The following is a 21,802-nucleotide window of genomic DNA, read 5'->3' on the forward strand; positions in this document are numbered from 1 at the left end:
ATGTGAAAGGTGGACGCTACCCCGCATTTACGCTTTCAAGCCAGATGGGATTTTTGTTAACACCAAAGGTTGGCAGACGCTGACGGAACAAAGATGCCCTCAAAAGCTTATTTGAACCGGTGGTCCCTCCCAATTCCTCGATACGCCGGTAGACCTGAGCAGGGCCTCCGCGTCGACCCCGGTTCTTGCCAGGCTTTCCAGATCCCACTCGAAGAAACTGCAAAAAACCAGGAAAACCTTGCTTGATACCGCTGAGGTCAATCTTACCGTCGAGTAATTCACGGGGAGCTTCATCCTGATGAGTTCAGAGACAGTCCACACCAAAGTTCTTAGACGAAAATGCCATACTGACTCCTGATGAATCTTGATCTGTTGATAAGTAAGAGGGAACCTCTGCTTGCGTAGATCCAGCTCATGAGGTAACGAACCTGGGAGCAGCGATTGCAAATTCCGAATGTTCACTCTCTTCGGATCTTTCGTAACTTTATACAGCTCATCTACGCCCGCTTCGATAAGGGCTGCATAGGCGTCGTCTCTTGAGTCGACGGACTTTTCGACCTTAACTGTAGCTTTTTTAGGGGCATGGAGTTTTGCCATTAACCATGCGTTATCATTTTCTAGAATCCATTGCGTAGGTTTGTACGCCTTCTTCCAGAGGTACTCGATATTGGCATCGGTACGTAGCGCTAAAAGCAACTCGATTTTTTGGCGATATCTAGTTTTTTGACTAAGACGCGATTCTTCGACTTTGGGCGCTCGCGGAGAAACAGCGGCACTCAGCAGAATAGACTCATTCTTCAGAGCCTCTTCAAAGCCATCTGCACTGGAAAACAAATGAAGAGCAATGATCAAATGCCGCGCGAGCGGCATATTTAGCTGACCTTTATCTGATTTGAGCCGGATCCATTGCTCATGCTTTCCGGTGTTGTAGGCTGGATCAATCTGCGCCAAAAGCTCATCGCCGTAAGCGCTTTGGATGCTGTCGAATAGTTTTGCGATACCCGCATTTTTTCCGAAAATGAATCCGCGTTTCTTGCATTGGCGGACGTAGCACGAACTTAATACCGTACTGCCTATCGGAGGGATATTGCGTTGCAGGATATCGTGTGCGAACAGAGCGACTTTCTGTTCCATCTTTGACCCCTTGTGTATTGCTGCGCTGTTTAACGGGCTCCAGCCGCATGCGCATGGCTCAGTCAGATTGGGAAGCAGCTTCAATTTACGGTAGAACGGGCGAGAGCACTCGGGGCAGGCATGGATCAATGCGTCGCCATGACGCCAACAGACGGCAACACCGGGTATCTGGTGAGATCGATGCCAGTAGGCAGAACCCCGCTCAATCAAATCTTCCTGAACGCAGGTAGGACAAAGCTTAGCCTTGCCATGGGTGGACTCTTCTCTGCGGGGCACCCGTACCACCCCGTCATAACCCAGTGGCCCTACGTCGTTCTCTGGCCCCTGCTTAACCCCAAGAAACGGTCGGTAAGCAGGAAAAGTAGTATTGCTTCTGATCAACTCTGCGAGATTGCTCTCCGATTGCCCCGGCAGCCTGTGCGCGAGCCTCTCGATCTGCTTGGGTACGATGCCACCGATGCAAAAGGGTTTCGATGCGAACAAATCGCGATAGGTTTCCGTCGCGGTTCTGTTACCTGACAGATAGTGATATCGGGTGACACGAGAGTAAAGCATTTCATCCGGCATCGAAACGGGGAAAAATAATAGATCAGACATCATTTACCGATTAAAGGTAGGGCTCGAAGAGAATGTGCATCCGGGGGCAGTATATATGCAACCCCTAAAATTCTGCATCCGGTCTGGATTTGAAATGACAAGCCGCTCAACTTTGAATCGTAGTGAATTCATCTAAATCCTGCCGCGCCCGTATTCCTCGAATACAAAACACGTATCGATAAACCCGCGTAGGTCAGCCCATGCCGGTTGCAAAACTATTTCCGTTGATCGCGGGTTAGTACGTTTACATGCTGATCGTGATGATCCAGCGTATGCCGGACCTATTCTGGAGGGGAATTTTTTCATTAACAGAAAAATAATGGGTTTATGGTGAATTGATTTAGAACTTTTTAGATGGAGGGGGAATGCCCAGCTGGATTACAGCATGGGTCGAATGCTCGCGACCCTGTAGAGCGAAGAACGTGATACAGCCTTGCCCTCTGAGAGCAATTGGCGTCTAGCCCATCGCAGACGCCTATCGTGAAAGCCTTCGATTGGTTCACATACTTTTTCGAGCATTGCTGCACACAGAGGAAGCTTGCAAAGCTGCTTTTCGAAGCGAGAAAGAACATGAAGCTCCCGACCTATCCTGGTACGCGAAATGCGGACAGGCTTACCCGCAAGAGCATAAAGCGCGTCGGCACACTGACGGACTTCGCCGGCCAGTCTCGCATCGAGGGCAGCGAACATTTCGGTGCTATTTAGACGAGGCGTACGATGGGGGCTTGGGTTTGCAGTTGACTCCGAAAGCCACTGCTTATCGTGGCGATACAGCCACGCATACCCCCTGCATGCATGTGCTTTGTAAAATCGATAATCAGCCTCGAAAGCCGCGCGTCTTGCGCATAGCTCAGTGTGAAATCGTGCCTCCCTCCAAGCATCTTGCCCGCCGGGTACATTTCTGATGTGACGATAGACATACGCTGATGAAACGCCTAGAACGGCAGCGATCTTTTTGGCATCAGCTCCTTCAAGAGCATGTTGCCACACAGCGGCTGACGAACAGTCCAGGCCTTCACCAGGCATCACCGGAGAAAGGCGCGCGTGAAGCCGAATGTGAGCTTTCGGATCACATGCCACCGCCTCTTTCACTGGGCATTGACCATGAAGCAAGCTCACCATTTCAACGCCCAGAGCACCGGCCAATAAAATGTATTTGAGCGGATGGTGAGAGGTTATAGGCGTACGAAGCAGCTTCGTGACCCATGAGGCGGGTGTACCTGCACGAACATCTCCGAGTATAGAAAACTCCCATTCTCGCGGGAGTGCAGCAAAAAAATCGGCCATGTGCTGCGCCAGCATGTGCAGGTGCAAGCGATGGTTATCAGAAGCAAGGTTGAGCTGCGTTGCCCTGTGTAAAAGCGTGAAGCGCACCGCCTCCGCCGACAAAGCAGTGACGTCAGACTCGAGGACCTGAAGTGAGCGCAACGCTATTTCGTGAAGCGGTGGCATGCACCGCAACGGGGTGTCGAGAAGTACTGTGTGTGCTTGCACATTCTCATCATTGGGCAGATTGAGTTGTCGAGAGCTGCGGCTGGACCAGCGAGGATCAAGGATCCTGAGTGACGTACCGTGATGCGGACATACCAGCACGCCTGGAAGCATGTGGACCCTGTGCCAGTAAGCGACTCCCCGTTGAGCCTGATCTTGTGCGATACATTCTGGGCATAACCGCACTCGGGAGGCGAATCCAATACGGCTCGCGTTGACGCCCAGCTTCAACATCAAGCCTTTCCCATCAGCGGTCATCAGCGTCCGAGCGTGTTCGACCTGGCTCATCCTCAAAAACGGCGCATAGTAGGGTAATAATGTGTGGCGCATGAGGACCTCGGCTACCGATAGCTCAGTACCGCTGGGTAGCGCATCGACAAAATCCCCTAAATGACTCGGGAATGCCACATTTTGCGAAAAAGCTGCCGCCGATTTCAGTCCGGCAAATGCTGCTTGGCAATTACGAACACCGCAAAGACGGGCATAACGAGAAATCACGCTGTGCAGCGTCTCGTCGGGAAACGCGGCGGGGAAGAAATGGAGTTTAAGTTGCACTTCACCCCCCCTCCGACTCACGCTTTGTGATACATCGGTGAGAACTCAAACAGGTCCTCGTTGAGCCAGCCCGCAGCGCGCAGAGCGTCGAGGGGAGCGTCATGTTCGCTAAGCGCTTTAGCCTCTGAGTTTTCCACAGCAGTAGCAATCGGCGATGGGTGATCTTTCGCAAAAATGGTCGGAGATGGGTCTACCGGCTTCTCACGGGATACAACGCTTCGAAGCAAGGTGAGGCGATCCTCTCGTGCCAATCCATCGAAAACCATCATTTCGCTCAGCTGATCCTCAATCGGCAGCAAATCGTCAAACTGTCGCATCCGCTTCGGATCACGGCTACGCAGAGCTGAAAGGGCTGGCTTTAGAATCTGCATTTTTGAGTTGCTTACCTTCACCAGGATCTCGGCAGTCAAACACTCCGAGCCACTCTGGACCGCATAACGCTGACTCAATACCAGCAGCTTGACCAGGAAATCCGTGACGCCTTGAGTGTGCTCATACAGCGTGTCAAAAATCTCGTCGGTCAGCTCAGCCGTCTGTTTGCACCACTGATAGCTCCAGAGATTTTCGACCAACAACCGCCACTCCTCATCATCCTTTTCGAATCGTTTGAATTCGAGCGTACCAGCACCACAAACTCGGCGGGCAGTCCGCATGGCTTCTGAGAACAGGCTAATCGTCGAGTTCGTGCCACTGAAAACCACCGGGATACCGATGTTGTTTACCAAGTGCAGGAAAAAATTCAGCATGCTCTCCTTACCACCGGTTTTCGCCAGGTGGAGGTTTTGCAGCTCGTCGATCAACAAGGCGCCGATGAAAAACGTGCTGGCCACCTGCTCCATCTGTTGCAGCGCATCATTGATGTTTCGATGCCGGTAGCGCTTGTGGTAGTCCTTGTCTCCTAGAGCGTCTCCAACCGCATAAAAAAACTGCTGGCAAAATCCAGCCAGCGATCCATCCCGAGGGCAGTCAAGCTTCAGCCATGTGATTTGGGTATGAACAAACTGCTTTCCCTCATAGCGCTCATGACGGATTGTCTGTGGATAAAGGCTCAAGATGGCGTGGAGTGCCGTTGACTTGCCAATGCCGCTCAGGCCGACGACCGTAAACGTTTCTGCAGTGGACTTGAACGCATCGTGGTAACGCTGAGCTCCCGATAAAGAATGCAAATGCCGGACGGTAGCGGGCGACATCGGGTTACGCCCGACATACCCTCGACGGATGAGCAGTGAGAACAGGGCCTCCAGTTCCAGATGTAGCAAGAACGGCTGTACGACGGTTCTCAGCCTGTCGATACAGTGAATTCGAGTGGCTCCTTCGAGCGTCAGCTCTTTCGGATCCACCGGCTGAGGAAAGTTCGAAATCAGTTCAACAGCCGCCGCCTCCGACAATATCGGAGGCAAAGCTTCGATAAGCGGGTTACCCGCATACTCACTAATGTCCTGTCTGACGTAATTGGCAAACGTCTGTGCACCTTTCATTTTGCCTGTCCTGGCCGAATTCTTTTGAGCAAATCGATAACCTGAGCGGTGCGCTCACCGGCATATGAATCATGCGCTTTCTGTGTCGTTTCAGATTGAAGTGAAGCTGGCTCCACCCTGACGCCTTCAGGAACAACCGCATTTTCACGCTCGCGGAGACGTTCTTCTGCGCGGTTCTCGCGGATGTTTCCAGTGGCCTCTGCCTTAGTAGGCGGAGCAGGTTCCTGTTTTCGTTCTGCGAGCGCGTGACTGATGATCTGGTGGACCTGATCGCTAAGCTGCACACGGCTTTCCAGCTCAGCTCGACGGCGAGTAGGCGGTTTTTGGCGATAGGCTTCGAGCAGATCAAAAATCTCGTCCGAGCGATAATTCGCGTAACCGGCATCCGATCGTCGAAGATCACAACGGATAAACTGCTTGGCCTCTCCTTGAATCCAAATGTGTGCCGCAGAGTTCGGATCGAACCAACACTCTATTGACCAAACGCCCCCTTTGCGAGCCTTGGCAAACCAATCTTTCTCTATGGCCATATCACACACGTAGTGCATGCCGCGAAACATCACTCCGCCCTTTTGAACGGTCGCGCGCTCACGCGGTAAAAGGTGGAGATAAACCAGCTCGTCGGGACGTTTGTTGGATTCGATCAGGTCGTTGTCGCAGGCCCAATTCCATATACCGTTAGGCGTAGGTTCTACGCCGTCATTCATCATCGCTTGAGTCAGTCGGTCAGGCTGTCGATGGTGACGGTTATAGTGGAGCACGCAATTGATGAGGATTTGGGTGAACTCTTTGAGGTTCAGCGTGGCATCGAGCCGGTAATCTCGCTCGCCGCGCTCTTTGTCCCGCGCAGCTACCCCGCCAGGTAGCCACCTGATACCCGTCAAATCATTCAAAATGCCAAACCGACTTTCTACCATAGGCTTCCAATCAGGCCGATAAGGTGGGGCAGTGCCCATCTCAATTCCCAACCCTGAGGATAACCCCTCTGCTGCGAGTGACAGCATCTCTCCCCGGTCGGCGTAAATCTGGTGGGGCAGGTGGTGACAATTCCAATCATCTGCATTGATGTCAACGCCGTTCTGAGCGCAGAACTCGACTTTGGAGGTAAACGCGTTGAACAGCGCTTGTCTCGCCCCATTCCAACTAGGGCCCTCCAATCCTACATAGAGACCAGCAATTATTCCGGAGAAACTATCCACTACGATATAAACAACGGGCCGACCAATGAGCATCCGTCTAGAGTAGCTGTTGACCAAATAAATATCGGCAATCGTTGCGTCGATTTCGAACTGATGACAGGGTCCACGCAGCCAATCTCGAACGGTACCTGAAAGCGGACGGCAATCCTTTAACCACCTCCTCAACCCTTTACGGCCACGCTCGGTTTCAATCTCGTCGAAAAAAATCTGTCCCCAATATTGGAACTGCCTCAAGCTGGGGAGTTCTGAACCAGGCAACAAACGAAGCTCTTCTTCACTGTTTTTAGAGATGTCTCGAACAGAGTAGAATCGTCTCAACATTTCGTCATATGCGCTCGAAATAGATGATTTCTTATCTCTTACATAAAGAGCATATCCAACACGGATGCATCGTTTATCAACTGCACTGAGCATCTTGGAAGGCGAAGTAAGAACGCCTTGAAATTTAGGCTTTCGCCCTGGTGGCCTGCTCGGATCATATTTTCTATCGGCAACACCTACCGCCGTATAATTATTAAGCAATGAGTTGCGAACTTGACCATAAAACCAATATCGGTAAAGAAGCCGATAGATCGTTTTCCGCTGGATTCCGAGCTCTGACGCCCGTCTGCTAACAAGCCGGCCTAACTCACCTCGTACAAATATTTGTCCCGGGTATTCAGGATCTAATAGAGGGGCGATGACGGCCCACTTTTCGTCCCGGCCTTGCTTGGCTCTCTCATCCAACTGTTCCTCAAGCACAAGCATAAACTCGGGCGTGGTGATGGCTGCTGGTTTGGTGTGACCAGACGCTATCGAGCGACGCAGCTCATCCAGACCAACCGCGTACGGCTGCCGGGGTGGGTCAGCTAGATCCATCAAAACTGCTAAGTCATGCGTTTCATCCTGGTAAAGGAGCCTGGCTATCGTAGCAATGACCGACAGATCGGTTACAGGCTCGAAAACGTCATTAACGAGAACAGTCATGATAATTTCTCCTTCAACGATACTTGGACAGGGCCCGGTGAAACTTCGAAGCCAGGAACTAGACCAGTAAGGTGGAGAGGAGTGTTAACCAAATCGATTTTCAGTATCTTGTTCCAAACCAGATGAAAGAAAATTGCTTGAGCGTCTATATAGGAAATGGACAGAAGTGATGCTATTTTTCTTAGACAGGTGGCCAAGGTCCACGAATATTCCCGGCTGTTTACAAGGCACTCGATAAAACTCGAATGCAACGGCGCTTTCATTAAATCACGAGAGAGCTTCGAGTACCTCCTGATTAGTCCAAGATTTTTAATCAAATCTCGTGTAAAAAACTCGTCTGTTACGATTTTCCAATCAACACCTTGGCTTTCCCAAAAACGCTTTTCAATTTCAAGTTTTTCAAGCGTTCTTTTACTTCCATTGCCAATTAAATCGGAACGATACTTCACCGTCCTAGCTACCGATTTGAAGTTTCCGCTCGGGTCCTTAACAGTTAACAGGAAGTCTGTTGTCATCACATAAGGCAGTGTTGTTCTAGGGTATCTTGGATAGCGTACATCGATCGCCGACGCTATCGCTTGCGCACGCTCTGTGGGTAGTAAAGGGTATTGCTCCCGTATATCCACGACGTCTTCAGAAAATTCACACACAAGGAAGTACGAACGCTCGAGATCTGACAGGAGGTGATGAATCCTCTCGATCTTCACGCCTTGAATCTTGTGCGAACGACCTATCGACGGGACATCTTGTACCCGCAGCCAAGGCACGTAGCTTGCCCCGGCGCCTTCGCCAAATCCATTTGCAATGTGCCGTTCAATGTCCTGCTGTGATGCAAACTTACGACCTCGCAACCCACGCCTCCTCAGTCGATGCGGACCGCTTCACCTCGCGCCGAGAAAAAGTCGTAGAAGGACACGACCGGCAAAGCGGCCGTATACAAAACGTTTTCTAGACTACACCCGCTGAAAGTTGAAGCGATGATTCCAGACCAAAGGGAAAGCCTGGAAAGGAAAACCCCCGTAGATACGGGGGTTTGAGCCTTGTGTCAATCTATGTTCGCCAGTGTCAAACTTTATTGTTTTGTGTCAATCTTTATTGTTAAAAACCACCCCTCGATTCAGCTGTGGATAACTTATTCCACGGTGACGGACTTCGCCAGGTTGCGCGGCTGGTCAACGTCTGTGCCTTTCAACACCGCGACGTAGTACGACAGCAACTGCAGCGGGATGGTGTAGAGGATCGGCGACAGAATGTCGTGGATGTGCGGCATGTGCACAACGTGGGTGCCTTCACCGTTGGTCATGCCGGCCTGCTCGTCAGCGAAGACGATCAGTTGGCCACCACGGGCACGGACTTCCTGGAGGTTGGACTTCAACTTCTCCAGCAATTCGTTGTTTGGCGCCACGGTCACTACCGGCATGTCGTTATCCACAAGCGCCAACGGGCCGTGTTTCAGCTCGCCAGCCGGGTACGCTTCGGCGTGGATGTAGGAAATCTCCTTGAGTTTCAGGGCACCTTCCATCGCGACCGGGAATTGCGCGCCACGACCGAGGAACAACGTGTGGTGCTTCTCGGCGAACAGCTCGGCGATTTTCTCCACAGTGCTGTCCATGGCCAGGGCTTCGCCCAGACGGGTCGGCAGGCGACGCAGTTCTTCAACCAAAGTAGCCTCGACACCTTTGGCCAAGGTGCCGCGCACCTGACCCAGGGACAGCGTCAGCAACAGCAGGCCAACCAATTGAGTGGTGAAGGCTTTGGTCGAGGCCACGCCGATTTCGCGGCCGGCCTGAGTCAGCAAGGTCAGGTCGGATTCACGCACCAGCGAACTGATGCCGACGTTGCAGATCGCCAGACTGGCGAGGAAACCCAGTTCCTTGGCGTTGCGCAGCGCTGCCAGGGTGTCGGCGGTTTCGCCGGACTGGGAAATGGTCACGAACAGGGTGTCGGGCTGCACCACGACTTTACGGTAGCGGAATTCGCTGGCGACTTCGACCTGGCACGGGATGCCGGCCAGTTCTTCCAGCCAATAACGGGCGACCATGCCAGCGTGGTAGCTGGTGCCGCAGGCGACGATCTGCACGTTGCGTACTTTGGCGAACAGCTCGGCAGCCTGCGGGCCGAAAGCCTGCACCAGTACGCCGTCCGGGCTCAGACGACCTTCGAGGGTACGTTGCACCACGGCAGGTTGTTCGTGGATTTCCTTGAGCATGAAGTGGCGGTACTCGCCCTTGTCCGCCACATCGGCGCCGTCACGGTACTGCACGGTTTCACGCTGGACAATCTTGCCGGTAACGTCCCAGATCTGAACGCTATCGCGACGAATTTCGGCGATATCACCTTCTTCCAGATACATAAAGCGGTCCGTGACCTGGCGCAGGGCCAACTGGTCCGAAGCAAGGAAGTTCTCACCCAGGCCCAGGCCAATCACCAGCGGGCTGCCACTGCGAGCGGCAAGCAGACGGTCGGGTTGCCGAGCGCTGATCACCGCCAGGCCGTAAGCACCGTGCAGCTCTTTAACAGTAGCCTTGAGGGCCACGGTCAGATCGTGCAGATCCTTGAGTTTGTGGTTCAGCAGGTGGGCGATGACTTCAGTGTCGGTGTCCGATGTGAACACGTAACCCAGTGCCTTGAGTTGTTCGCGCAGGGCTTCGTAATTCTCGATGATGCCGTTGTGCACCACCGCCAGGTCGCCGGAGAAATGCGGGTGAGCGTTGCGCTCGCACGGCGCACCGTGCGTGGCCCAGCGAGTGTGGGCGATGCCCAGGCGGCCGATCAGCGGCTCGGCCTGGAGCGCCAGTTCCAGCTCGCTGACTTTACCCGGACGACGCATGCGCTCGAGCTGTTGGTCATTGGTATAGACCGCCACACCGGCGCTGTCATAGCCACGGTATTCCAGGCGCTTGAGGCCTTCGAGGAGGATGGCAGTGATGTTACGTTCTGCGACTGCACCGACAATTCCACACATGCTATTTCTCCTGACTGACAGCCGCGCATATCAGCGTGATACCGCGGGCTTGTATCTGATCGCGTGCCTCCAGCGGCAGGCGATCATCGGTAATTAGGGTATGGACGCTGCTCCATGGCAGCTCCAGGTTGGGAATCTTGCGGCCGATCTTGTCGGACTCCACCATCACGATCACTTCGCGAGCCACATCCGCCATGACGCGGCTGAGTCCCAGCAATTCATTGAAGGTGGTGGTACCGCGCACCAGGTCGATGCCGTCGGCACCAATGAACAACTGGTCGAAATCATAGGAACGCAGCACCTGCTCGGCGACCTGCCCCTGGAAGGACTCGGAATGCGGGTCCCAGGTACCACCCGTCATCAACAGCACCGGCTCGTGTTCGAGTTCGCTCAAGGCGTTGGCGACGTGAAGCGAGTTGGTCATCACCACCAGACCTGGCTGCTGGCCGAGTTCCGGAATCATCGCCGCCGTGGTACTGCCGCTGTCGATGATGATCCGCGCATGCTCGCGAATCCGCGTGACCGCAGCCCGGGCAATCGCCTGTTTGTATCGGGACACTGGTTGACCGATATCGGCAACCAGTTCCTGAGGCATGGTGATCGCACCACCATAACGGCGCAGCAACAGGCCGTTGCTTTCAAGTGCCGCCAGGTCCTTGCGAATCGTAACTTCCGAGGTTTCGAAGCGCTTGGCCAACTCATCCACACTGACTTCACCCTGCTCATTGAGCAAGGTGAGGATGTTGTGACGGCGTTGAGGTGTATTGCGTTTCGACATGACGGAGTAAGTTTCGATTCGAAAGATAACGTAAGCAATCAAAACCTATCAGCGAAACTTCGTCAAGCGAGAGGCGACAAAAAGATCTGTGGATAACCTCATAGGAGCCGGCTCGCTGGCGATTGCGGTTTCCGCTGATACACCGCGTCGTCTCGATCGCCAGCAAGCCGGCTCCTACAGGGATTGTGGATAACTTACGTCTTTTTGATCTTCTCCGGCCGCTTCCAGCCGTCGATGTTCTTCTGACGCGCACGGCCCACGGCCAATTGTGCGTTATCCACATTCTGCGTAATGGTCGATCCGGCGGCGGTGGTTGCACCGCTAGAGATATCCACAGGCGCCACCAACGAGTTGTTGGAACCAATGAACACATCTTCACCCAACACGGTTTTCCACTTGTTGGCACCGTCATAGTTGCAGGTGATGGTGCCTGCTCCGATGTTGGTCCGCGCGCCAATCTCGGCATCGCCCAGATACGTCAAGTGACCGGCCTTGGCGCCTTCGCCCATGTGAGCGTTTTTCAGTTCAACAAAGTTACCCACATGCGCGCGAGCCTCTAGCACGGTGCCGGGACGCAGACGCGCAAATGGACCGGCATCGCTGCCTTCGCCCATGATCGCGCCCTCGATATGGCTGTTGGCCTTGATCACCACGCCTTTTCGCAGGGTGCTGTCCTTGATCACGCAATTCGGGCCGATCACCACGTCATCTTCGATGACAACGTTGCCTTCAAGAATCACGTTGATGTCGATCAGTACATCGCGACCGACAGTGATGTCGCCGCGGACATCGAAACGTGCCGGGTCGCGCAGTGTCACGCCCTGGGCCATCAAACGGCGACCCGCGCGCAGTTGATAATGACGCTCCAGCTCGGAAAGCTGCTTGCGATCATTGGCGCCCTGCACTTCCATGGCGTCATGAGGTTGCTCGGTGGCTACCACCAGACCATCGCTGACCGCCATGGCAATCACGTCAGTCAAGTAGTACTCGCCCTGGGCGTTGTTGTTGGAGAGACGGCTCATCCAGTCACCCAGTTGCGCAAATGGCAGCGCGAGAATACCGGTGTTGCCTTCAGTGATTGCACGCTCGGCGTCGTTGGCGTCTTTCTGCTCGACGATGGCCGTCACCTTGCCGGCAGCATTACGGACGATGCGGCCATAGCCAGTCGGATCGTCCAGCTCCACGGTCAGCAAACCCAATTGCTGTGGCGCAACCTGCTTGAGCAAACGCTGAAGGGTCTCGACTTCGATCAAAGGTACGTCACCGTAAAGAATCAGGACGGTGTCGGACTCAATGAATGGCACTGCTTGAGCAACCGCGTGGCCAGTACCCAACTGTTTGTCCTGCAGGACGAAATTCAGATCATCGGCTGCCAGTCGCTCACGTACCGCGTCGGCACCATGGCCGATCACCACGTGGATGCGCTGTGGATCAAGTTGCCGAGCGCTGTGGATAACATGGCCAAGCATCGAGTTGCCGGCAATCGGATGCAGAACTTTCGGCAGTGCCGAACGCATGCGAGTGCCTTGGCCGGCAGCGAGGATAACAATTTCAAGAGACATGACAGGCTACCAATCCTGGGTGGTCAGCGGCTGCGACCAGGTTATGAAAATCGGAAAAGAAAAAAGGGTAGCCGAGGCTACCCTTTTTAATCAATCGCGCAACAAGTGATGGCCTGTTAGTGGCCGAACTTCTTGCGGATCTGCTGGACGGTGCGCAGCTGAGCTGCAGCCTCGGCCAGACGTGCAGAAGCAGAACCGTAATCGAATTCCGCGCCCCGCTCATGCAAGGCCTTCTCGGCAGCCTTAACGGCTTCCTGAGCGGAGGCTTCGTCCAGGTCGGCAGCTCGTTGCACGGTGTCGGCAAGAACCTTGACCATGTTCGGCTGAACCTCGAGGAAACCACCGGAGATGTAATACACCTCCTCTTCCCCGCCCTGCTTGACCAGGCGGATCGGGCCCGGCTTGAGATTAGTGATCAACGGCGCGTGACCCAAGGCGATACCAAGATCACCCAGTGCACCGTGCGCAATCACCATCTCGACCAGGCCGGAAAAGATTTCCCCTTCCGCGCTGACGATATCGCAATGGACTGTCATAGCCATCTGATTGCCTCAACCTAAATTAGCGCCCGTTGCCGGGCGCCGGGATTACAGTTTCTTGGCTTTCTCGATCGCTTCTTCGATGCCGCCGACCATGTAGAACGCTTGTTCTGGCAGGTGGTCGTAGTCACCGTTGAGGATGCCTTTGAAGCCAGCAATGGTGTCTTTCAGGGAAACGTATTTACCCGAAGCACCGGTGAAGACTTCAGCCACGAAGAACGGCTGCGACAAGAAACGCTGGATCTTACGAGCACGGTTTACCAACTGCTTGTCGGTTTCCGACAGCTCGTCCATACCCAGGATCGCAATGATGTCCTTCAGTTCTTTGTAACGCTGCAGAACATACTGTACGCCGCGAGCGGTGTCGTAGTGGTCCTGACCGATTACGTTCGGGTCCAACTGACGCGAAGTCGAGTCGAGTGGATCGACCGCCGGGTAGATACCCAGGGAAGCGATGTCACGGGACAGAACGACGGTGGCGTCCAAGTGGGCGAAGGTGGTCGCTGGCGACGGGTCAGTCAAGTCATCCGCAGGTACGTATACCGCTTGGATCGAGGTGATCGAACCGTTTTTGGTCGAAGTGATACGCTCTTGCAGAGTACCCATCTCTTCGGCCAGGGTCGGCTGGTAACCTACTGCGGAAGGCATACGGCCCAGCAGTGCGGATACTTCAGTACCGGCCAGGGTGTAACGATAGATGTTGTCGACGAACAGCAGAACGTCGTTACCTTCGTCACGGAACTTCTCAGCCATGGTCAGGCCAGTCAGAGCAACGCGCAGACGGTTACCCGGCGGCTCGTTCATCTGACCGTAAACCAGTGCCACTTTGTCCAGAACGTTGGAATCCTTCATCTCGTGGTAGAAGTCGTTACCCTCACGAGTACGCTCACCCACACCGGCGAACACGGAATAACCGCTGTGCTCGATGGCGATGTTACGGATCAGTTCCATCATGTTTACGGTTTTGCCTACACCGGCACCACCGAACAGACCCACTTTACCGCCCTTGGCGAACGGGCAAACCAGGTCGATAACCTTGATGCCGGTTTCCAGCAGGTCGTTGCCGCCCGCTTGTTCAGCGAAGGTTGGCGCAGGACGGTGAATGCCCCAGCGCTCTTCGGTGTCGATCGGGCCAGCTTCGTCGATCGGGTTGCCCAGTACGTCCATGATCCGGCCCAGAGTCGCTTTACCGACCGGTACGGAGATGGCTGCGCCAGAATCGGTGACTTCCAGACCGCGCTTCAAGCCCTCGGTGGAACCCATCGCAATGGTACGAACCACGCCGTCGCCCAGCTGCTGCTGAACTTCAAGAGTGGTGCCTGCATCGCTTTTTACACTCAAAGCGTTGTAGATGCTCGGTACGCTGTCGCGTGGGAATTCCACGTCGATAACGGCGCCGATGATTTGAACGATACGTCCGCTACTCATAGCTGGATCCTCTGAATATTTGAACCGTTAAACCGCGGCAGCGCCGCCGACGATTTCCGAGATCTCTTGGGTGATCGCAGCCTGACGCGCCTTGTTGTAGACCAGCTGCAAATCGCTGATCAAATCACCGGCGTTGTCGGTAGCGTTCTTCATCGCGATCATCCGCGCAGCTTGTTCAGCCGCGTTGTTCTCGACCACCGCCTGGTAGACCTGCGACTCCACGTAACGGACCATCAAGCCGTCAAGCAGCTCTTTGGCGTCCGGTTCGTAGAGATAGTCCCAGTGGTGCTTGAGTTCTTGATCCGGGGTTGCCACCAGTGGAATCAACTGCTCCACGGTAGGCTGTTGCGTCATGGTGTTGATGAACTTGTTGGACACAACGCTCAGACGGTCGATACGACCATCGAGGTAGGCATCCAGCATCACCTTGACGCTGCCAATCAGATCATTGATCGATGGCTCTTCACCCAGGTGGCTGATAGCTGCTACGACGTTTCCGCCGAAGTTGCGGAAGAAAGCCGCACCCTTGCTACCAACAACACACAGATCGATCTCGACGCCGTTTTCACGGTTTTTCGCCATGTCCTTGACCAAGGCCTTGAACAGGTTGGTGTTCAAGCCACCACACAGACCACGGTCACTGCTCACCACGACATAACCAACGCGCTTGATTTCACGCTCGATCATGAATGGGTGGCGATATTCCGGGTTAGCGTTGGCCAAATGGCCAATAACCTGGCGGATGCGCTCCGCGTAAGGACGGCTAGCAGCCATGCGCATTTGTGCCTTGCGCATTTTACTGACCGCCACTTTTTCCATGGCGCTGGTAATCTTTTGCGTGCTTTTGATGCTCGCAATCTTACTGCGAATCTCTTTTGCGCCTGCCATGTAACACCTATCAGGTTAGCAAGCGGGAGCCTTGCGGCTCCCGCTGCGGCTTACCAGGTTTGGGTGGCCTTGAACTTCTCGATACCGGCTTTCATGCCAGCGTCGATTTCGTCATTGAAGTCACCCTTCACGTTGATCTTCGCCATCAAATCGGCGTGATCGCGGTTGAAGAAAGCAATCAGCGCTTGTTCGAAGCTGCCGATCTTGGCGATTTCAACGTCAGTCAGGAACCCACGCTCAGCGGCATACAGCGACAGCGCCATGTCAGCGATCGACATTGGTGCGTATTGCTTCTGCTTCATCAGCTCGGTAACGCGCTGACCATGCTCAAGTTGCTTACGGGTCGCTTCGTCCAGGTCAGAAGCGAACTGGGCGAATGCCGCCAGTTCACGGTACTGAGCCAGAGCGGTACGAATACCACCGGAGAGCTTCTTGATGATCTTGGTCTGAGCGGCACCACCCACACGGGATACCGAAACACCGGCGTTCACAGCAGGACGAATCCCGGAGTTGAACATGGCCGATTCCAGGAAGATCTGACCGTCGGTGATGGAAATCACGTTGGTCGGAACGAACGCGGAAACGTCGCCAGCCTGGGTTTCGATGATCGGCAGTGCGGTCAGGGAACCGGTTTTGCCGGTCACTGCGCCGTTGGTGAACTTCTCTACGTATTCTTCCGAAACGCGGGATGCGCGCTCCAGCAGACGGGAGTGGAGATAGAACACGTCGCCTGGGTAAGCTTCACGGCCTGGTGGACGGCGCAGCAGCAGGGAAATCTGGCGGTAAGCCACTGCTTGCTTGGACAGATCGTCATAAACGATCAGCGCGTCTTCACCGCGGTCGCGGAAGAATTCACCCATGGTGCAACCGGAGTACGGTGCCAGGAATTGCAGTGCTGCAGATTCCGAAGCGCTCGCTGCCACGACGATGGTGTTAGCCAGTGCGCCGTTTTCTTCCAGCTTGCGAACCACGTTGGCGATGGTCGATTGCTTCTGACCGATCGCTACGTAGACGCAGAAAATACCGCTGTTTTTCTGGTTGATGATCGCGTCGATCGCCAGAGCGGTTTTACCGATCTGACGGTCACCGATGATCAGCTCACGCTGGCCACGGCCGACAGGGATCATGGCATCGACAGCCTTGTAGCCAGTCTGTACAGGCTGGTCTACCGACTTACGCCAGATCACGCCTGGAGCAACTTTCTCGACCGCATCGGTCTCGGTGTTGTTCAGCGGACCTTTGCCGTCAACAGGGTTACCCAGTGCGTCGACTACGCGACCCAGCAGTTCCTTACCAACCGGAACTTCGAGGATACGGCCGGTGCACTTGGCGCTCATGCCTTCAGCCAGAGACTGGTAGGAGCCCAAAACTACGGCACCTACGGAGTCTTGCTCCAGGTTGAGAGCCATACCGAAGACGCCGCCCGGAAACTCGATCATCTCGCCGTACATAACGTCGGCCAGACCGTGAATCCGCACGATACCGTCAGATACGCTGACGACAGTGCCTTCGTTACGGGCTTGGGAGGTCACATCGAGCTTGTCGATGCGGCCCTTGATAATTTCACTTATTTCGGAAGGATTGAGTTGCTGCATTGCTCTGCTGCCCCTTCAAACTCAAGATTTCAATGCTTCGGCAAGGTTCGCGAGTTTGCCGCGAACCGAGCCATCGATAACCAGGTCGCCGGCGCGGATGACAATGCCCCCAATAAGGGATTTGTCTTCCTCGACTTGCAGGCGCACTTCCCGGTTGAGTCGTGCACTGAGAACCTTGGCGAGTTTGTCTTGCTGTTCTTGGTTCAATGCAAAAGCACTGGTCACTTCAACGTCTACCGACTTCTCTTGTTCGGCCTTGTACAGGTCGAACAGAGCGGATATCTCCGACAACAGCGGGAGACGGTCGTTTTCGGCAACGACGTTAATGAAGTTCTGTGCCTTCACATCAAACTTGTCGCCGCACACGTCAATAAACGTGGCGGCCTTGTCTGCGCTCGTCAGTCGCGGGGCCTTGAGCACGCGCTGCATGGTGTCGTCTTGCGACACTGCTGCAGCCAGGCCGAGCATGGCTGACCAAGAGGCCAGTTGCTGGTGGGCCTGGGCGTGCTCGAAGGCTGCCTTAGCGTAAGGTCGGGCCAACGTGGTCAATTCTGCCATGATCGCCCTCGCTTAAATTTCAGCAGCCAGTTTGTTTACCAGCTCCGCGTGCGCGTTTTGATCGATTGTGGCACCCAGGATCTTCTCGGCGCCGCCAACGGCCAGAGCACCCAATTGGGCACGCAGCGCGTCTTTGACACTGTTCAGTTCCTGCTCGATCTCGGCCTGAGCCTGAACCTTTACACGGTCAGCGTCGATACGGGCTTTTTCAACAGCCTCTTCAACAATCTGGTTACCGCGTTTCTTGGCTTGCTCAATGATTTCAGCTGCCTGAGCCTTAGCTTCGCGCAGTTGTTGACCCGCTTTATCTTGGGCCAACTCCAGGTCGCGAGCTGCTCGGGCGGCAGCGTCCAGTCCATCCGCGATCTTCTTCTGACGTTCGTGCAAAGCCGCGATGACCGGAGGCCACACGAACTTCATGCAAAACAGTACAAAAATGAAGAACGCAACGGACTGGCCAATCAGGGTTGCATTAATGTTCACGCCAACACCTCGCTCGTTCGTTGCACATCAAACCAATCACTCGAAGGTTCGAGTGATTAGCCAGCGAGTTGACCAACGAATGGGTTCGCGAAGGTGAAGAACAGAGCGATACCAACACCGATCATGGTTACGGCGTCGAGCAGACCGGCAACGATGAACATTTTAACTTGCAGCATTGGAACCATTTCTGGCTGACGCGCTGCGCCTTCCAGGAACTTGCCGCCCAACAGGCCGAAACCAATTGCGGTACCCAGTGCGCCCAGGCCGATCAACAGTGCAACAGCGATAGCGGTTAGACCAACTACAGTTTCCATCTTTCCTCCCGACTTTTACGTCGTATGGTTTAGGTTTTTTAGATTTTAAAGCGGTAAAACAAATCGTTTCATAGCCCTGTTCGGGCCCCCACTCGTTTGACCGAGTGGGACATCAGACTAGTCGAGACTGGTCTTAATGGTTCTCTTCGTGCGCCATCGACAAGTAAACGATGGTCAGCATCATGAAGATAAACGCCTGCAGGGTGATGATCAGGATGTGGAACACAGCCCACGCCCACTGCAGAACTACGCCCAGGCCGCTAAGCCAGAGCAGACCGCTGCCGAACATCACAGCAATCAGAATGAAGACCAGCTCGCCGGCGTACATGTTGCCGAACAGACGCAGTGCCAGCGAAATTGGCTTGGCGATCAGCGTCACGAACTCCAGCAGGAAGTTCACCGGAATCAGCAGGGCCTGAACGAAGATGTTCTTGCTGCCGAACGGGTGCAGGGTCAGTTCGCCGATGAAACCGCCGATGCCCTTGACCTTGATGCTGTAGAAAATGATCAACGCGAACACCGACAGGGCCATGCCCAGGGTAGCGTTCGGGTCAGTGGTCGATACGGCACGGAACGGAATGTGCGCATCGCCAGTGATCAGGATGGCCAGCTGAGGAATCCAGTCGACCGGAATCAGGTCGACGGCGTTCATCAGGAAGACCCAGACGAAGATGGTCAGTGCCAGCGGTGCAATCACCGGGCTACGGCCATGGAAGCTGTCTTTCACGCTGCCATCGACGAATTCGACCAATACTTCAACGAAGTTCTGCAAAGCACCAGGCTGACCGGAAGTCGCCTTCTTTGCCGCCATGCGGAAAAGAAGAACGAAGATCAGACCCAAAGCGACCGACCAGCCGAGTGTATCGACGTGGAAAGCCCAGAAGCCCATTTCTTTGGCTTCTGCTGCGGTGTGGGCAAAACCCCACCCGCCGGTTGGGTGCTGACCGAAAGTCAGGTTCTGCAAGTGGTGCTGGATATAGCCCGAAGCGGTTGTTTCTGCCATGGTTGCCTCAAACGCCCTAAGGTCTCGAAAGTCTTGTTCTCATCAGCAGGGGCGCGAACCAGCTGACCAGTTGGGTCAACACGAAGACGCCGAATACAGCTAGCGGCGCCAATGGCTTCACACCTGCAAACGTCAATGCAAAGAGCACTGCCGTCAAAATCAGTTTGCCCGCCTCGCCGGCATAAAAAGACCGGACGATGGCTTGAGCTGCTCGGGCGCCGGAAAACCGAAATGCCCTGTGAGCGAAATAAACATTGGGCAGCAAGGCTATCAGGCCTCCGCAAAGTCCTGAGTATCCTGCAACGACTCCATGCCAGTACCAGAGCGCCAAAGCGGCCAGTACCAAAACGACAAATTGAGCCATCAACACCGGAAAAACTGCCAGGCGATGGAACGGCAAGCGGTTTGGCGTGCGGCTCTCCATCGTTTTTGCTCCCCAATGATCGGCTGCCAGAATTCAATAACTTGGCATAATTTGTGCCGACAAAATGCGCGCAGAGTATAGGGGCGGTTCTGCCCCTATTCAACTGTCAGGTAGTGATTTCCGACTGCACGCTACATGAGGAAATGTTTCAGCGGATGTGGGCAAGCACACCTTGAAGCTCATCGAGGGAGTTGTAACCAATTACCAACTGCCCTTTCCCCTTCTTTCCGTGTCGGATCTGCACCGCAGAGCCTAGGCGCTCAGCCAGGCGCTGCTCAAGTCGGGCGATATCCGGGTCCGGCTTTACCGGTTCAGCAGGCTCCTGTTTACCACTCAACCACTGGCGAACCAGTGCTTCAGTCTGGCGCACAGTCAGCCCCCGTGCGACAACATGTCGCGCCCCTTCAACCTGTTGATTCTCCGGCAAACCGAGCAAAGCACGCGCATGACCCATTTCCAGGTCGCCGTGCGAGAGCATGGTTTTGATTACTTCCGGCAACGCGATCAAGCGTAGCAGGTTGGCCACGGTCACGCGGGATTTGCCCACCGCTTCGGCCACTTGTTGCTGAGTCAGCTGGAATTCCTGCTGCAAACGCTGCAGGGCCACCGCTTCTTCGATCGGATTGAGGTCTTCGCGCTGGATGTTCTCGATCAGCGCCATGGCGATGGCGGTTTCATCCGGCACATCGCGAACCATCGCCGGGATGGTTTCCTGGCCAGCCTGCTGGCTCGCACGCCAGCGGCGTTCGCCGGCGATGATTTCGAAGCGGCCGCTGCCGATCGGGCGAACCACGATCGGCTGCATCACACCCTGGGCCTTGATCGACTGCGCCAGTTCTTCCAGCGCTTGCGGGTCCATGTCCCGACGTGGCTGGTACTTGCCGCGCTGGATCAGGTCCAGGGGCAAATGCTGCAACTCACGCTGATCGGCTTGTACAGCCTGCTCTTCCAGCGAGCTGACGGTCGGACCGCTCAGCAGTGCATCCAGTCCACGTCCGAGACCTCGTTTCTTGACGGCCATGGGGATTCCTTAAGTTGCCTGAGCAGCGGCAGTGCGTGAGTTTTTGCGCTGACGGCGAACCATCTCGCCGGCGAGTGCCAGATAAGCAATGGCGCCCCGCGAAGTCTTGTCGTAGGCCAGCGCCGGCATGCCATAGCTTGGCGCTTCAGCCAGGCGGATGTTACGCGGGATAACCGTATCGTAGAGCTGTTCGCCGAAGTGTTCCTTGAGCTGCGCCGACACGTCGTTCATCAGGCTCAGGCGCGGGTCGTACATCGTCCGCAACAGGCCTTCGACTTTCAGGTTCGGGTTCAGCAGTTCAGCGATGCGCTTGATGTTATCCACAAGGTCGCTCAAGCCTTCGAGGGCGAAGTACTCGCACTGCATGGGGATAATCACCCCATCGGCAGCGACCAGGGCGTTCAGTGTGAGCATCGACAGCGACGGCGGGCAGTCGATCAAAATGTAATCGTAGTTTTCACGGATGGGCGCCAACGCACTGCGCAGGCGGCTTTCCTTCATCTGCATTTCCAGCAGAACCACTTCGGCCGCAGTCAGGTCACGGTTGGCCGGCAACAGTTGGTAACCACCGTGCTCGGAATAGTGCATGGCCTGGGCCAGATCGCATTCGCCGATCAACAGGTCGTAGACCGAGTTTTCCAGGCCGTGTTTATCCACACCGCTACCCATGGTGGCGTTGCCCTGTGGATCGAGATCGATCAACAGCACCCGGCGCTTGGTAGCGACCAGGGAAGCTGCGAGGTTGATGCAGGTGGTGGTTTTACCCACACCACCCTTTTGGTTCGCTATCGCGAATACCTTAGCCATTCTTGCTTGTGTTCCCA

General features: G+C 54.9%; 19 protein-coding genes and 1 pseudogene. All 20 read right to left on the reverse strand.

Annotated elements, in window-relative coordinates; translation table 11 throughout:
- Positions 1-99: 99 nt before the first annotated feature.
- Complete coding sequence (locus tag Q7W83_RS28745) at positions 100-1,134, reverse strand: hypothetical protein (RefSeq protein WP_019816903.1); 1,035 nt, start codon at positions 1,132-1,134, stop codon at positions 100-102.
- 147 nt (positions 1,135-1,281) lie between these two features.
- A pseudogene (locus Q7W83_RS28750) lies at positions 1,282-1,734 on the reverse strand (TniQ family protein); the annotation flags it as partial.
- A gap of 375 nt (positions 1,735-2,109) precedes the next feature.
- Positions 2,110-3,777, reverse strand: coding sequence for a TnsD family Tn7-like transposition protein (locus Q7W83_RS28755; RefSeq protein ID WP_082060923.1), 1,668 nt, complete (start codon positions 3,775-3,777; stop codon positions 2,110-2,112).
- 17 nt (positions 3,778-3,794) lie between these two features.
- Positions 3,795-5,255: an ATP-binding protein gene (locus Q7W83_RS28760; RefSeq protein WP_019816907.1), complete on the reverse strand. Its 1,461-nt coding sequence runs from the start codon at positions 5,253-5,255 to the stop codon at positions 3,795-3,797.
- Positions 5,252-7,420: a Mu transposase C-terminal domain-containing protein gene (locus Q7W83_RS28765; RefSeq protein ID WP_045061251.1), complete on the reverse strand. Its 2,169-nt coding sequence runs from the start codon at positions 7,418-7,420 to the stop codon at positions 5,252-5,254. Before Q7W83_RS28765 ends, Q7W83_RS28760 begins: the two co-directional genes overlap by 4 nt.
- Positions 7,417-8,271, reverse strand: coding sequence for a TnsA endonuclease N-terminal domain-containing protein (locus Q7W83_RS28770; protein WP_045061250.1), 855 nt, complete (start codon positions 8,269-8,271; stop codon positions 7,417-7,419). The genes Q7W83_RS28765 and Q7W83_RS28770 overlap by 4 nt, the downstream gene beginning before the upstream one ends.
- Positions 8,272-8,552: 281 nt before the next feature.
- A complete protein-coding gene (glmS, locus tag Q7W83_RS28775) occupies positions 8,553-10,385 on the reverse strand; it encodes a glutamine--fructose-6-phosphate transaminase (isomerizing) (protein WP_150630631.1) in 1,833 nt (610 codons plus the stop codon).
- A gap of 1 nt (position 10,386) precedes the next feature.
- Entirely contained in the window at positions 10,387-11,163 is a 777-nt protein-coding gene (locus tag Q7W83_RS28780; protein WP_150630632.1) for a DeoR/GlpR family DNA-binding transcription regulator, read from the reverse strand.
- Positions 11,164-11,357: 194 nt separating this feature from the next.
- Entirely contained in the window at positions 11,358-12,725 is a 1,368-nt protein-coding gene (gene glmU, locus Q7W83_RS28785; protein WP_150653869.1) for a bifunctional UDP-N-acetylglucosamine diphosphorylase/glucosamine-1-phosphate N-acetyltransferase GlmU, read from the reverse strand.
- A gap of 116 nt (positions 12,726-12,841) precedes the next feature.
- Complete coding sequence (locus Q7W83_RS28790; protein ID WP_075946957.1) at positions 12,842-13,267, reverse strand: F0F1 ATP synthase subunit epsilon; 426 nt, start codon at positions 13,265-13,267, stop codon at positions 12,842-12,844.
- Positions 13,268-13,312: 45 nt separating this feature from the next.
- Positions 13,313-14,692: a F0F1 ATP synthase subunit beta gene (gene atpD, locus Q7W83_RS28795; RefSeq protein ID WP_150630634.1), complete on the reverse strand. Its 1,380-nt coding sequence runs from the start codon at positions 14,690-14,692 to the stop codon at positions 13,313-13,315.
- A gap of 27 nt (positions 14,693-14,719) precedes the next feature.
- The gene (atpG, locus tag Q7W83_RS28800; RefSeq protein WP_150630635.1) at positions 14,720-15,580 is read right to left on the reverse strand and encodes a F0F1 ATP synthase subunit gamma; all 861 of its coding nucleotides are present in this window, start codon (positions 15,578-15,580) and stop codon (positions 14,720-14,722) included.
- Between the two features lie 50 nt (positions 15,581-15,630).
- Positions 15,631-17,175, reverse strand: coding sequence for a F0F1 ATP synthase subunit alpha (atpA, locus tag Q7W83_RS28805; protein WP_008155713.1), 1,545 nt, complete (start codon positions 17,173-17,175; stop codon positions 15,631-15,633).
- A 21-nt stretch (positions 17,176-17,196) separates the two neighbouring features.
- A complete protein-coding gene (locus tag Q7W83_RS28810; RefSeq protein ID WP_473658362.1) occupies positions 17,197-17,733 on the reverse strand; it encodes a F0F1 ATP synthase subunit delta in 537 nt (178 codons plus the stop codon).
- Between the two features lie 12 nt (positions 17,734-17,745).
- Entirely contained in the window at positions 17,746-18,216 is a 471-nt protein-coding gene (locus tag Q7W83_RS28815) for a F0F1 ATP synthase subunit B (RefSeq protein WP_008027535.1), read from the reverse strand.
- 56 nt (positions 18,217-18,272) lie between these two features.
- Positions 18,273-18,530, reverse strand: coding sequence for a F0F1 ATP synthase subunit C (gene atpE / locus Q7W83_RS28820; RefSeq protein WP_002555987.1), 258 nt, complete (start codon positions 18,528-18,530; stop codon positions 18,273-18,275).
- Between the two features lie 133 nt (positions 18,531-18,663).
- Complete coding sequence (atpB, locus tag Q7W83_RS28825) at positions 18,664-19,533, reverse strand: F0F1 ATP synthase subunit A (RefSeq protein WP_010465471.1); 870 nt, start codon at positions 19,531-19,533, stop codon at positions 18,664-18,666.
- Between the two features lie 16 nt (positions 19,534-19,549).
- Complete coding sequence (locus tag Q7W83_RS28830) at positions 19,550-19,957, reverse strand: F0F1 ATP synthase subunit I (RefSeq protein ID WP_150630636.1); 408 nt, start codon at positions 19,955-19,957, stop codon at positions 19,550-19,552.
- A gap of 148 nt (positions 19,958-20,105) precedes the next feature.
- Complete coding sequence (locus Q7W83_RS28835; protein ID WP_008027541.1) at positions 20,106-20,978, reverse strand: ParB/RepB/Spo0J family partition protein; 873 nt, start codon at positions 20,976-20,978, stop codon at positions 20,106-20,108.
- Positions 20,979-20,987: 9 nt separating this feature from the next.
- Positions 20,988-21,785, reverse strand: a complete 798-nt coding sequence (locus Q7W83_RS28840; RefSeq protein ID WP_027926208.1) for a ParA family protein — start codon at positions 21,783-21,785, stop codon at positions 20,988-20,990.
- Between the last annotated feature and the right edge of the window lie 17 nt (positions 21,786-21,802).

Source organism: Pseudomonas sp. 300 (assembly GCF_055803035.1).

Excerpts from the sequence above, each read along its gene's own strand:
- Q7W83_RS28840 (WP_027926208.1), bottom strand. The coding sequence starts at position 21,785 with ATGGCTAAGGTATTCGCGATAGCGAACCAAAAGGGTGGTGTGGGTAAA.
- Q7W83_RS28780 (WP_150630632.1), bottom strand. The coding sequence starts at position 11,163 with ATGTCGAAACGCAATACACCTCAACGCCGTCACAACATCCTCACCTTG.
- glmU (WP_150653869.1), bottom strand. The coding sequence starts at position 12,725 with ATGTCTCTTGAAATTGTTATCCTCGCTGCCGGCCAAGGCACTCGCATG.
- atpE (WP_002555987.1), bottom strand. The coding sequence starts at position 18,530 with ATGGAAACTGTAGTTGGTCTAACCGCTATCGCTGTTGCACTGTTGATC.
- atpB (WP_010465471.1), bottom strand. The coding sequence starts at position 19,533 with ATGGCAGAAACAACCGCTTCGGGCTATATCCAGCACCACTTGCAGAAC.
- Q7W83_RS28810 (WP_473658362.1), bottom strand. The coding sequence starts at position 17,733 with ATGGCAGAATTGACCACGTTGGCCCGACCTTACGCTAAGGCAGCCTTC.
- Q7W83_RS28765 (WP_045061251.1), bottom strand. The coding sequence starts at position 7,420 with ATGACTGTTCTCGTTAATGACGTTTTCGAGCCTGTAACCGATCTGTCG.
- atpG (WP_150630635.1), bottom strand. The coding sequence starts at position 15,580 with ATGGCAGGCGCAAAAGAGATTCGCAGTAAGATTGCGAGCATCAAAAGC.
- Q7W83_RS28790 (WP_075946957.1), bottom strand. The coding sequence starts at position 13,267 with ATGGCTATGACAGTCCATTGCGATATCGTCAGCGCGGAAGGGGAAATC.
- Q7W83_RS28830 (WP_150630636.1), bottom strand. The coding sequence starts at position 19,957 with ATGGAGAGCCGCACGCCAAACCGCTTGCCGTTCCATCGCCTGGCAGTT.
- glmS (WP_150630631.1), bottom strand. The coding sequence starts at position 10,385 with ATGTGTGGAATTGTCGGTGCAGTCGCAGAACGTAACATCACTGCCATC.
- atpD (WP_150630634.1), bottom strand. The coding sequence starts at position 14,692 with ATGAGTAGCGGACGTATCGTTCAAATCATCGGCGCCGTTATCGACGTG.
- Q7W83_RS28760 (WP_019816907.1), bottom strand. The coding sequence starts at position 5,255 with ATGAAAGGTGCACAGACGTTTGCCAATTACGTCAGACAGGACATTAGT.
- Q7W83_RS28745 (WP_019816903.1), bottom strand. The coding sequence starts at position 1,134 with ATGGAACAGAAAGTCGCTCTGTTCGCACACGATATCCTGCAACGCAAT.
- Q7W83_RS28835 (WP_008027541.1), bottom strand. The coding sequence starts at position 20,978 with ATGGCCGTCAAGAAACGAGGTCTCGGACGTGGACTGGATGCACTGCTG.
- atpA (WP_008155713.1), bottom strand. The coding sequence starts at position 17,175 with ATGCAGCAACTCAATCCTTCCGAAATAAGTGAAATTATCAAGGGCCGC.